The organism is candidate division WOR-3 bacterium (assembly GCA_016867815.1).
In the GTDB taxonomy this organism is placed as follows: domain Bacteria; phylum Hydrothermota; class Tepidihabitantia; order Tepidihabitantales; family Tepidihabitantaceae; genus UBA2258.
Window position 1 is genome coordinate 1 of record VGIR01000085.1, and the last position, 12,608, is coordinate 12,608.

The following is a 12,608-nucleotide window of genomic DNA, read 5'->3' on the forward strand; positions in this document are numbered from 1 at the left end:
CCGAACCAGGAAGTGGACGCCTTCACTCTGCACGAGAGCTCCAGCGGCAAGCGGTTGTACACACTCGAGGCGCAGAGAGCATACGTCTACGACCCCGCGTCGCGGGTGGATGTTTCCGATCTGCGGGTGCTGTTCTATGATGAAGTCGGCGGAGTGAACTCCACGCTGGTGGCAGAAGAAGGGTCGATATACTCGAAGAACGAAGACCTGGTTGCTCGGGGTCAGGTAGTTGTCAGGACATCGGACAGCACAGTGCTCAAGACGGATTCACTTGCCTGGAGCAATCAACGCCGGTTGGTTCGGACCGACGCCGACCTGGTGATCGAGACTCCAAGAGGCAGGGTAGAGGGCAAGGGACTGGTGTCCGATGCCGGGCTGACCAAGATCGACATTTTGAGCCCGGTTCAAGGCACGTCGGACTACGATTTCGAAACCGGGAAGTAGAGAGTGAGACATCCGGGAACGACCGCGCTGCTGGCGGCGGGGCTGGCGTTGTGCGTCGGCTTCTGCGTCGCTTCCCGGCTCAGTGCCAAGCACATGTCCATCGAGCGCACCCCCGAAGGCGACGCAACCGTGTTCCGCGACAGCGTCGTAGTCGCGGATCAGGATACCCGGATCAACGCGAACCTGGCACGGATGTACGAGGGCAAGGGCATCGCGCTCATCAGCGGTGCGGTCAACATCACCAATCCCGACGCCCAGATATGGGCCGATTCTGCCCGGTACAATCTCTCCGACAAGACCGCCGAGTTGTTCGGCAACGTTCGCGTTCGCCAGGAGTCTCTCGACATCCGGGCCCCCAAGCTGCTCTACCGTTCCACGCAGAAGTCGGTGCTGGCCGATTCCGGTCTCGAGCTGGAGAACGTCGATCGCAGCTTCCGGCTGACAGGCAGAAGAGGTACATACGACTTGAAAGACGACGTCGGGATAGTTGATTCGAGCCCGGTCCTGACCTGGCGGCGGGACAGGGACTCGGCCCAGGTCACCAGCCGGCAGATGCTCTGGTACGAGAAGGGAGCTCGGGCTTTCGCCCATGGCGATGTCCGGTTGAAGTCGGGCTCGACCGAACTGGAGTGTGATACGATCGACTTCTTCTCCGGGCCGGATTCGGGCCAGGCACTGGGCAACCCGCGGGTGCGCGACAGCGTGAGCCGTGCAAGCGGTGATACGATGACCTTCCGGGTCAGGAACGGGGTGCTGGAACGTGTGACCATCCGCAACCGGGCAACCGGTGAGTATCGGACCGAGGGCGGTGATTCAATCGTGGTAGCGGGCGGGGCCATCGAGCTCCGAGTTGCGGGCGGCGCTATTGACCAGGTGGAGGTAACCGCGCTGAGTTCCGGGCAGTTGATACGTACGGGCAAAGGCAAGAGCGAGGACCGCCCACAGGACCGGGAGCTACCGTGAAGCTTGAGACCCGGGACCTGGTTAAGTGCTACGGGGAGCGCAAGGTCGTCGACGGCGTGAGCCTCGAGCTGAATCGCGGCGAAATCGTCGGTTTGCTGGGGCCGAATGGCGCGGGCAAAACGACGACTTTCCACATGATAACCGGCTTCATCAGGCCGGAGCGGGGTACGATCACACTGGACGGGCATGATATCACGCGGATGCCCGTCTACCAGCGCGCCCGGCTCGGTCTGGGCTACCTATCGCAGGAACCTTCGATATTCCGCAAGTTGTCGGTGGAGGAGAACGTGAAGGCGATCCTGGAAATGCTGGGCGTGCCGAAGGCAGAGAGGGCGAGACGGGTCGAGGATTTGCTGGCGCAGTTCAACGTCGGGCAGCTGAAGAAGCAGCGCGGCGGCACCCTCTCCGGAGGCGAGCGGCGGCGGGTGGAATTGGCTCGGGCGCTTGCTTCCCGTCCCTCATTCCTCCTGCTGGACGAGCCGTTCACCGGCATCGACCCGATTGTGCGGGCTGAGATACAGGATATCGTCCGGAAGCTTCGCGACGACGGGCTCGGAATTCTGATTACCGACCACAACGTCCGTGAGACACTGGAGATCACCGACCGGGCCTACATCATGTATGATGCCCGCGTCCTTCTCTCCGGCACTTCGGATGACCTGGTCAAGGATGAGAAGGCGAGACAAGTCTATCTGGGCGAGAGGTTCCGGATATGAGGATGGGTCTCGGACTCGATCTGAAGCAGCAGTTGGAAATGCGTCTGACGCCGCAGCTGATACTGCAGATGAAGCTGCTGCAGGTTACGGCGCTCGATCTTGAACAGTTGGTGCGCGAGGAGATGGAGCAGAACCCGGCGCTCGAGGAATCGGACGGCAGCCCGTCCACGGTGGAAGCCGAGGTGGTCGCCTCGCTTTCAGAGCCGGTGCCTGAGGCCGTCGCACCGGTCCCGGCGGAGAATGCGCCTGCCCCAGAGACGCACGAGACCCAGATCGAAACCAAGCCCGGCGAGGAATACACCATCGGGGAGTTGATGCCGGATGATGGGTGGTCGCCCGCGGTACGTGCGGTAGCCGAGTCCGACGATGAGCAGGCGTCGGCCGTCGACCTCGCGGCCGGGCCCGCACAGCGCCTGGTCGAGTGTTTGATGCCGCACCTTCGCAGTGTGCTGAGCGAAGACGATGCCCGGGTGGCCGCCTACGTAATCGAGTCACTCGATGACGACGGGTTTCTGACTATGACCGACGACGAGATTGCCCGGGAGCAGGACGTCGACCCGGAGCGTCTCCGGTCGATTCTCTACGCCATCCAGAGGCTGGAGCCCGGCGGCATAGCCTGTCACGACCGGCGCGAATCATTCCTTGTGCAGCTGGAACTCGCCGGCGCTGATCCCGCCTCGCTCGAACGCAAAGTCCTGACCGACCACTGGGATCTGCTGGTGAAGAAGCAAACCGCCAAGATTGCCAAGTTGTGCGGGGTCACCGAGGACGAAGTGCGGCGGGCAGTGCAGCGCCTGATGACTCTCGAGACGCGCCCGGCCCGTTGCTTCGCTCCGGGCACGCCCGATTATGTCTCACCAGATTTCTCGGTGGAGTGGCAGGGCGATACGCTGGTGGCCAGCGCCAATGACGAGCGCTTTCCGCGGCTGCGGCTCTCACAGCGCTACATCGAGATTCTAAAGAGCCCGAAGTCATACACGCCGGAGCAGGTACAATTTGCGCGGCAGAAACTGCAGCGAGCGTTGATGTTCCTGAAGGGCATAGAGTCGCGACGCCGGACGCTGAAGCGGCTGGTGGAACTGATAATCGATGAGCAGCGCGACTTCTTTCTCCACGGCAAGCAGCACCTGAAGCCGGCGACCCTGAGACAGGCCGCCGACGTCATCGGGGTACATGCTTCAACCGTTTCGCGCGCCATTGCTGGCAAGTACCTTGAAACCGATCAGGGCATCTTTCCGTTCGGCTACTTCTTCAAGGCCGGGGCCGGGGACAAGTCGCGCACCAGCATAAAGCAGAAGATCCAGGCAATAGTCAACGCGGAGGACAGGCAGAAGCCCTTGAGTGATGACGAGATATGTACGATGCTGAAGACCGAGCGTATCAGTATTTCCCGCCGGACAGTGGCCAAGTACCGGGCCGAGCTCGGGGTTCCGGCGTGCAATGACCGGAAGTGCTTCTGAGACGATTGCGGGTGCGCTACGGCGGGATCGCGGGTCCGCGACTTGGGCGTTGGAACTGAGACCCTGAGGATGCCGTAGATGCACGTTGTGGTCGGCACGGCCGGACACATCGACCACGGCAAGTCGGCGCTGGTCAAGGCGCTGACAGGTACTGACCCGGACCGCCTGAAGGAGGAGAAAGAGCGCGGGATGACCACAGACCTGGGTTTCGCGTTTCTCGGGACCGAGATCACGGTGATCGATGTGCCCGGGCACGAGCGCTTCGTCCGGCACATGCTTGCCGGAGCGAGTACCATCGACCTCGTGCTGCTGGTGGTGGCGGCAGACGATGGCGTGATGCCCCAGACCCGCGAGCACTTTGAGATCTGCCGGCTGATGGGCATCAGGAAAGGTATGGTCGCCATCAACAAGGCTGACCTGGTCGACGACGAGTGGATCGAAATGGTGAAGCTGGACGTGGGCGAGATGGTCAAGGGCTCTTTCCTCGAGGGGGCGCAGATGATGTCTGTCTCCGCCATCACCGGGCAGGGCGTGCCTGAGCTGCGGCAGGCAATTGTCGACCTGGCGAAGAAGGTGGAAGCCAAGACGGACCGGGGTGTGTTCCGAATGCCGGTGGACCGGAACTTCTCCATGAAGGGGTTCGGTACGGTCGTCGCAGGCACGGTCCTGTCGGGGCACGTCCACGTCGGCGACACGCTGGATCTGCTTCCTCAGAAGCGAGACGTGCGGGTCAGAGGCATCCAGAGGCACAACCAGATGCTCGAAACGCTGGGGCTGGGCGAGCGGGCGGCGCTCAACCTCCAGGGCGTCGAGCGAGAAGCCGTCGTCCGTGGCAACGTGCTTGCGACTCCCGGCTACTACACGCCAACCATGAACTTCAACGCGACTTTCTACCTGCTCCGTTCGGTCGAGAAGCCGCTCCGGAATCTGGCCAGGCTGAAGCTCCACATCGGCACTGCCGAAGTGATGTGCCGGGTGGCGTTGCTCGATACCAAGGAAGTGGCCCCTGGCCAGGAGGCGCTGGTGCAGGTCCGCGCCGAGGAGCCGGTCGTGTGTGACTGGAACGACCACTACGTCATCCGGACGTTCGCGCCCCAGCAGACCATCGGTGGAGGCATCGTGCTTGAAGCCCATCCCTCCAAAGAACGGCGGTTCGACGAGGACCTGGTCAAACGGCTGAGGGCGCTCCGTACCGGCGAGGCGGGCAGCGTGCTCGAGCAATATCTGCTCAAACACCGATTCGACGCCAAGACACTCGCCCAGGGGGCCAAGGACCTGGCCCTGGCTGACGCGGACGCGGGAGAGATGCTAGGTCTGCTCGTGACAACCAACCGGGCGCAGAGGCTTGAGTTTGAGGGCAAGGAGTTTCTTGTCCACGAGAAGATGGTCGCGGAAGCACGCGCCGCAACTCTTGCGACACTCGAGCAGTTCCACAAAGAGAACCCACTTCGCCTCGGACTGAAGCGCCCCGAGCTTCGCTCCAAGGCGGCCCCGGGCTTCTCTGCTCCTCTGTTTGAGGCCGTGCTGGCGGCGTTGTTGAGCGAGAAGCAGGTCGTGATGGAAGATGATCGGGTCCGGCTGGCGACCCACCAGATCAAACTGGGCCCGGCGCTACAGAAGGAGTACAGCCGCATCGACAAGCTGTTCCAGGAAATGGGTTTCTCGCCCCCGAGTTTCGAAGAGGCGCTGGCCGGGGTGGAGAAGAAGCTGGGGCAGCAGGTGCGGGTTGCCCTGCTCGAGTCCGGTCGCCTGGTCGACGTGGGTGAGTCGGTCGTGTTACACCGTGACGCAGTGGCACTGGCCGAGCAGAAGGTCCGGGCGCTCTTCGCCCGCAAGCCCGAGCTGACCGCCTCTGAAATCAGGCAGGAACTGGGTACGACCCGGAAGTACCTCATCCCTTTGCTCAACTACCTCGACTCTCGCGGCATCACTCAGCGTAGAGGCGAAGTGCGCGTCCTCAGACAGAAGCCCGCATAGGAGAAAGGAACCATGGCAAAACGCGGCATTCTCGCGACCGTGACCTGCGCCGGCTGAGCGTCCAAGCTGGGCAAGGCGCAGTTAGCGCAAGCGCTCGAAGGGCTCAGACCCCAGAACGACCCGCGGCTGCTCGTCGGCATCAGCACGGCCGACGACGCGGGCGTGTTCCTGCTGCAGGACGGGCTGGCGCTGGTCCAGACCGTTGACCTGCTGACGCCGATGGTCGAGGATCCGTACACGTTCGGCCGGATTGCGGCCGCCAACTCGCTCTCGGACGTCTACGCGATGGGCGGGAAGCCGCTGACGGTTCTGAACATAGTCGGCTTTCCTGGCCCGATGGACAAGAAGGTGCTGGCCGAGATACTGCGCGGCGGGCAGGATACGGTGACCGAGGCCGGCGCAGTCATTGCCGGCGGACACACGTTCAACGAGAAGGAAATCAAGTTCGGACTGTCGGTTACCGGCTGGATCGACCCGAAGCGGATTGTCACCAACGCGGCGGCAAAGATCGGAGACGTGCTGGTGCTGACCAAGCCCCTCGGCTGCGGCGTATTCGCTCAGGCGATGATGACGCAGGACGAGGTCGACGCGGAGCTGTACAAGGCCGCCACTGCCTCCATGATGCAACTCAACCGGGTGGCGTCGGAGATAATGCTCGCCTGCGACGTCCACTCGGCCACCGACATTACTGGGTACGGTTTCCTGGGCCACGCTCAGGAGATGGCCCAGGGTAGCGGAGTGCGACTGCGGTTCAATGCTCCCGCAATTCCCCTGCTGCCCAGGGTCTTGGCGTTGGCCGAGACGCTTGTAGATGCGGGCGTAGTGATGAACGAGAGTTCGTTCGGCGACAAGGTGGAGTGGATGGGTGACATCAAACCGGCGCTGAGGAACATACTCTGGGAATCTCAGAGTTCGGGTGGGCTGCTTGTAGCACTGCCCGAGAACCGCGTCACCGAACTCCAGCGCCGGGCGCAGGACTCGGACATCCTCGCTGCCGTAGTCGGCTCGGTCGACGCCGGCAGGCCCGGTACCATAGAAGTCTCGGTGTAGGCAGCCTTCCGGCCTTACTGGCCCGGTACCGAGACTCTGGGTCTCTGTGTCCGTTCAAAAACCGCCTTTGGGATGTAGCCCTGGGTGCGAGTGCGCCCCCCTGAACTTAAGCCCGCCGGGCGCGGCTGACCGTCCTCGGCCTACGGATTGCAGCTGGCGCTGATGACAGGGCAGACGCGGCCCACAATCTGCTATCCGAAATCCCTAGTGCTGGACAGGGATGTCAAATCGGCGGGGCGGGAACTTGCGGTTTGTGGTCTGAGGCCGGACAACTGCTCACTACTACCTTCCTAACTGCTCACTCGCTGCCTGCGGCAGCGCGATGTCCCGAGGCTTCCTGGAATGGGGTGCCTGTCCCTGGACCGACATGTCCCTGGACCGACAGCATCTTGACGCGTCTTGGAACCTAATAAGCATCGTGTCGCCGTTGCTCGGAAGTCCGGACTTCCTAGGGCAACTTGAACTCGCAGTAGTAGGTCTCGTCCGGCGATTCCAGTAGTGAAGCCGTCACCACTCCCGTGGGTGTCTGCCTAAGCAGGCAGTGTTTCGCTTCTCTGTTCTGGAACCTGCTCGGCAGGGCATATCTGCGTGTGCTGTGGTCATTGACGCCGACCTTGTAGACAATCGGCTGGCTCTCGTCCCAGAGCACCAGGGCGTAGCCGTAGTCATCCGTAACCAGGAAGTCCGCGATTCGCGCCTTGAAGTTCTGTTTGAAGGTCTCCAGTATGTAGCGTTCCGGGTCCTTAGTCCGGTCGATGGCGGGAACCGTCACCGGCGGCTCATCGAATATCCGTATCGAGTCGCGCAGCGACGCATTCTCGTCGTAGGCGTATATCTTTCCCGAGTACTGGTCGCTCAGGTAGTATCTGCCGCGATGGTACCTGACCAGCCCACCACGACTCAGGTAGCCGAGTCTGAGCGTCTCAAACCGTGGAGCCAGTCTGCCCCAGAATCCTTTGAACTCGCCGGCGAGCGAGTAGGCCGCAAACTGGTACGTGTTTCTCTCGTAGAACTGGTCGGTGAACGGATTCGCGTCAGCGGGCGTGTTCTCGTCGAGTAACTGGGTTCCCTGCGGCCAGCCCCTGATATACGGAAGGAACATCATACCGCCTTGGGGCACGAAAGAGGCACTCCCGTGGGTGTATGACCCGGGCGTATTGTCAGGATAGTGCTCGAAGCTCACGAATCCCAGCACGGAGTTGTTGCTGATGCTCTTTCTGATGATCACGGGTGAGTTAGAGATTCCTACGTTCGTGTCGTTATTCGTCACTTCCATCGAGATGGCCGGGAGCGAGGCCGTGATCAGCAGGGTCGTGTCGTCGGTGAAAAACTGGGTGAGGTACATCGGATTGACCAGGTTCATCTGCTTCAGTGATCGGTACGCGGACGGCGGTAGGCTGATGAACTTCATTTCCTCACTTGAGTCGGGGTGGAGAGCAATCAGCATCTTGCCGTTCGTCAGGTCAAAGACGTATACGTAGTACGTCAGCCTGTCCCAGAATGCGAACCGCGTGCCAGAAGGATTGACGCTGACGTGGGAGGTCGTCGAAAGCGGGTACTCATCGGTGTCCAAGAGCTTCAGTCGCCTCGCGACCGCAGGCCTGTATGAACTCGTCTTGATACGGGTCAGCCTGGGTCTGATGCTCGCCGGCCGTTCTGCCTTGGGCTTGGAAGTGTCGGAAATGAACCACGCAACTGTCGCGGCGTCTACGGAGCCCATGAGCGAGTATGAAGACAGCATCTCTCCGGTCTTGACGGCGAACTTCGCTACGAACGGCACCTGCAGCATTCCGGCGGAGAATACGAAGGACTTCAGAAGCCCGGTATCTGCGGCGATGTTGTAGTCGCTACTGAAGGTTCGCCTCCTCAGATACGACTGCGCCGCGCGTCTCTTCTCGGACACGGCCAGGGTGACGATGTCTGACTTCACGCCTGCCTGCCGCAGAAGCTTGGTGAACGGGTTGATGCCTCCTTCAATTCTCGCGGCGGTCATCGGCGGCACGATGAAGACGTAGATGGTATCGGACTTGAATGGGATGCTCAGGCCTTTGAGGAATTGGGTCACGGCCCTATTGCTGTTCTCGACCTGACTCATGCGATGCAACTGCGTCTCGCGCGGCGTCTCGATGGCCGAAGCGGCTGCAGCCAGGCAGAATGAGACAAACAACGCGTTCATGTATTTCACAGGACCTTCCTATCTCGCAATGACGACTATGGTGACCGCTGACGGCTCACGGCTGACAGCTTGTGGCTTGTGGCCCGCGGGCAGCGCCCGCGCCAATCTGCAATCTGCAGTCTGCAATCTGAAATGCCTTGTGGGAGCTTCCCGCAATGGGGTGCCTCTTCCCGCTTCCCCTTCCAATCACTCCTAGCGCAGAAGAACGACTCTGTAGACTGCCAGGTCATCACGGACCACGTACACGCCGGTGCGTGCCGCTGCTGCCCGGACTCGGCTCCCTGCTGGCGTGTACCAGGTCGCGCCCGGTTCTCCGGCCCGGAGTACTCGGGTCGAGGTAGAGGTGACCGCTCGATGCGGTTCCCAATCCGCGGGTTCCGCGGTCCTGACACCGGGGCGGGGCAGCACTACGACGTGCTTCCTCCCGCCATTGTTGGCCGGGTTCTGGTCCTGCGACCATTCGAGCGTGCAGCAGCACACGAGGCAGACGCCCGCGCTCTCGAAAACCGTGGGCATGTATAGCCAATAGACGGTGTCGGTCACGCCGACTGGCAGTACAAGATCACGACTGTCCGCGTAGCCGATGACTGAGTCCGGGCCGAAGAGCGTCAGGTGGAACGTGACGGAGGCCGGCACTACGGAGTAATTGCGAACGGCCACCCGGTCGAAAGTGTAGGTGTCGCCTACGAGTATCGTATCGAAGGGTTTGTAGTCAACCAGGCCGACATCATAGTCATACGATCCGGACCAAGCGGACGACGGAGTCAGGGCGCCGGACGCGCCCGCCACGAGCAGCAGGGACAGGGCCAGAATCTTCCTCACAATGCCTCCCGTACGTCAGCTAATGGTAAGGCCGCAGTGAAGAATGTCAACCGTCTTTGCCGTCAACCGCATCAAGGGGGCATGAAGCGGGGGTGTCTAATCGACGGGCGGAGAGCGGCTTTCGGCCTACGGCTGACGGCTTGCGGCCTGTGGCAGGCGGGCTACGCCCGCGCCAATCTGCAATCGACAATCTGCAATCTGAAATGCCTCGTGGAAGCTTCCCGAAATGGGGTGCTTGGCCCGATTCCTCCCTGTCCCTGATTCCTCTCCTGGTCTGCCCATTCCGCATTGCCACGGCATCCTCCTCTGGTATAATGCCGTGTGCTCGGAATCATCATCGGTGTAGTGTGTGCCGCCGCCGGCATCGGAGTGTCTGTCTACCTGTACAACAAGAGCGCCTCGAAGAGGCAAGCGGAGTGTATTAAGGACAAGGTGGACTTCTTGGCAGATAGAGTGGGTGAGTTGCAGGTCTATCTCGACGGGCTGCCTCAATCGAGTGGACGACTCCGGGATAGATATGAGGCCGGCAGGGCCGCGATGGACGCCTATCGGTGGGATGATGCGATTATGCACTTCAGAGAAGCACTAAAGCACGCGCATGGGACCGAACTGGTTGCGCTGTTCAGCCTGATCGGCGAGTGCTACTACAGACCGAGCAGGCTGCAGGAGGCGCTGGAGAACTTCGAACAGTCCAGCCGGCTGGCGGACCAGTTTGAGGATAGGCGAGGCAAGGCAGTGTCATTGGCCGACCTAGCGAGCGTCCACCGGGCGAAGGGCGAGCTTGACAAGGCGCTAGACTACCTCCAGGAGGCGCTCGTGATCAGCCAGCAGGTCCGCGACCGCTCCGGCGAGGTCCGTGTCCTTGGCTACGTCGGTACGATCTACAAAGACAAGGGTGAGCTGGACAAGGCCATGACACACTACGAACAGGCTCTCCAGATAGCCCGCGAACTCCAGAATAGGGAGTACGAGGCGGATTTGCTCAACAATATCGGGGTTGTCTATCGTGCGAAGGGCGACGCCGGCAATGCACTGCGTACGCACGAAGCGGCACTGGCGATTATCGGAGAATTGGGCGACGAACGTGGTCGTGCGGTTCAGCTCGGCAATGTAGCGTTGGTCCAGTATGACAGGTGTCAGTTCGATGAGGCCATGAACAACATGCGGAGGGTGCACGCAACCATGCGCGCCGTCGGCGACCGGCGCCGTGAGGCCGCGGCCCTGGGGAACATCGGGATGATCTACCGGGCCTTGGGCCAGCGTGACAAGGGCCTGAAGTGCTACGGGCAGGCATTGGAGATCGTCCGCGACATCGGCGACAGGAAGGGTGAGGCCATTCAGATGGGAAACTTGGGGCTTGTCCTTGCCGACGAGGGTGTGTGCGAACGGGCCGTGCCGTACCTCGTGCAAGCTCTGCACGCTTTCCTGTCCATCGGAGTGGCCGATGGGCCAAGGCAGTGTCTGTCAGGGCTCCACAAGTGCGCGGAGAAGCTGGGAAGCGGTCAGATGCACGCGTTGCTGAAAGAGGCCTGTGCTGATGAGGAATTCGTGACCGAGCTTGTGAAGCTCTTGGATGGAGTAGGTCGAGGGCCGGTGAAACCGAGCTGCTAGACGATTGGAGGGGGAGAGGGACACTTCCCATATCTCCCGCTGCCGTCAATGCCGGGGTCAATCCGACATCCATCGAGAGTAGGACACGCGGAACTTGGGTCATGTCAAATCGGCGGGGGAAACCGGCTTCCGGCTTACGGCTGACAGCTTGCGGCTTGAGCTTGTGCTTGCGCTTGGGCTAGCTTGACGCTTGCGGCTTGCGGCTTGAAGCTCGCGGGCTACGCCCGCGCCAATCTGCAATCTGCAGTCTGCAATCTGCAATGCCTCGTGGGAGCTTCCCGAAATGGGGTGCCTGGCCCTGGTCCACATCTTGACGCGCTTAGGAGGCAATTAAGTATCGTGTCCCCGTTTCTCCCCCCGCCTCCTGCCTCTTCACATCAGCTTCGCATTCGCGACGAGTTTCCGCGCGACCTCTAGGCATATAGTCCTGGAACTATCGTCCAGAGCCGCGAGCTTGATATGGTAGTGTTTGTTTGAGGGCAGTAACGCGCACGGAAGGCCGGAGAAGCCCGCGGCCGTCAGCGCGGCGGTGACTTCACCCATCTTGGCTGCATCAGCTGCGCCCAGACACAAGGTCGAGTGAGCCTGCCGAACCAAGCGCTTTCTGGCGGCGTCCAAAAGCGCACGGGACGTGACAGCCTCGCCTGCGGCGAGTGTCGGGACAGCCAGTCTGGCGACCTGACCTTCAAGTGATCGCACCCGCTCAAGGGTTTCAGCTACCATCTCGTCTGTATTCCTTAAGGGGGAATGGTCTGCTGGTTTGTGAGATGACAGTATCGAGGATACGCTCTGCTCTAGGACGGGCCACCACTGTTCGAATACTCGATTCAGGACGTCGTCTTCTAGAGCGTCATCGCCTAGCGCCTCGTTCACCGATAGCAGCAGCCGACGCATGTCCTGCTGGTCGAAGACCGTGAACTGGAACTGCTCTAGAGGTCCCTTGATCTTCGTCCTTTCGACGTCGAACAGGATTGGACACACGTGCGCAACTTCCACGTGCTTGGAAAGTGCCCCCGCTTCAAACATGATCCAGGGCGCGTCGAGATTGTCCTTCGTAAGGCAGAGGATCCCGAAACCTGAGGCGTCAAGTTCGCTCGAAACCTCGTTGGCCCACCTCGATCCCTTGGCAATATCGTCGGGCGAGAAGTATGGGTCGCACGCTTGTATCGCGGTCTTGAGCCACTTACTTAGCGCAAGGGCGAGGCTCTTACTCAATTCGCCTGACCAACTAATGAAGACCTTCACGGAACCTCCTCGGGTTCAGAGGTCGTGACCGAACTCCAGACCCAGTTCACATAGAGCGACATTGGGGAAACTCTGCGACTCGCGGGCGGGGGTGTCAAATCGGTGGGGGATACCGGCCTACGGCTCACGGCGGACAGCTTGCGG

At 61.2% G+C, this 12,608-nt stretch carries 10 protein-coding genes; 7 read left to right on the forward strand and 3 right to left on the reverse strand.

Features of this window, described 5'->3' with window-relative positions:
- From lptC to selD, 6 genes are all read left to right on the forward strand, one after another.
- Positions 1-444 (forward strand): LPS export ABC transporter periplasmic protein LptC (gene lptC, locus FJY68_11330; GenBank protein ID MBM3332419.1); only part of this gene is annotated, 444 nt, incomplete at its 5' end.
- Between the two features lie 3 nt (positions 445-447).
- On the forward strand, positions 448-1,407 hold the full coding sequence (locus tag FJY68_11335) for a hypothetical protein (GenBank protein MBM3332420.1): 960 nt from the start codon (positions 448-450) through the stop codon (positions 1,405-1,407).
- Positions 1,404-2,123, forward strand: a complete 720-nt coding sequence (gene lptB, locus FJY68_11340) for an LPS export ABC transporter ATP-binding protein (protein MBM3332421.1) — start codon at positions 1,404-1,406, stop codon at positions 2,121-2,123. The genes FJY68_11335 and lptB overlap by 4 nt, the downstream gene beginning before the upstream one ends.
- Positions 2,120-3,583, forward strand: coding sequence for an RNA polymerase factor sigma-54 (rpoN, locus tag FJY68_11345; GenBank protein ID MBM3332422.1), 1,464 nt, complete (start codon positions 2,120-2,122; stop codon positions 3,581-3,583). The genes lptB and rpoN overlap by 4 nt, the downstream gene beginning before the upstream one ends.
- Before the next feature lie 78 nt (positions 3,584-3,661).
- Positions 3,662-5,560 (forward strand): selenocysteine-specific translation elongation factor, encoded by a 1,899-nt coding sequence (gene selB, locus FJY68_11350; GenBank protein MBM3332423.1) that lies wholly within the window; start codon positions 3,662-3,664, stop codon positions 5,558-5,560.
- 66 nt (positions 5,561-5,626) lie between these two features.
- Positions 5,627-6,610 (forward strand): selenide, water dikinase SelD, encoded by a 984-nt coding sequence (gene selD, locus FJY68_11355; GenBank protein MBM3332424.1) that lies wholly within the window; start codon positions 5,627-5,629, stop codon positions 6,608-6,610.
- Positions 6,611-7,058: 448 nt separating this feature from the next.
- Here the strand turns inward: selD and FJY68_11360 are convergent, their stop codons facing one another.
- Together FJY68_11360 and FJY68_11365 are read right to left on the reverse strand one after the other, a co-directional pair.
- Entirely contained in the window at positions 7,059-8,795 is a 1,737-nt protein-coding gene (locus FJY68_11360; GenBank protein MBM3332425.1) for a hypothetical protein, read from the reverse strand.
- A 183-nt stretch (positions 8,796-8,978) separates the two neighbouring features.
- The gene (locus FJY68_11365; protein MBM3332426.1) at positions 8,979-9,608 is read right to left on the reverse strand and encodes a hypothetical protein; all 630 of its coding nucleotides are present in this window, start codon (positions 9,606-9,608) and stop codon (positions 8,979-8,981) included.
- Positions 9,609-9,929: 321 nt separating this feature from the next.
- Between FJY68_11365 and FJY68_11370 the strand changes: the two genes are divergently transcribed.
- Complete coding sequence (locus FJY68_11370; GenBank protein MBM3332427.1) at positions 9,930-11,219, forward strand: tetratricopeptide repeat protein; 1,290 nt, start codon at positions 9,930-9,932, stop codon at positions 11,217-11,219.
- A gap of 372 nt (positions 11,220-11,591) precedes the next feature.
- Here FJY68_11370 and FJY68_11375 read toward each other — a convergent pair whose 3' ends face one another.
- Positions 11,592-12,464 (reverse strand): TIR domain-containing protein, encoded by an 873-nt coding sequence (locus FJY68_11375; GenBank protein ID MBM3332428.1) that lies wholly within the window; start codon positions 12,462-12,464, stop codon positions 11,592-11,594.
- Between the last annotated feature and the right edge of the window lie 144 nt (positions 12,465-12,608).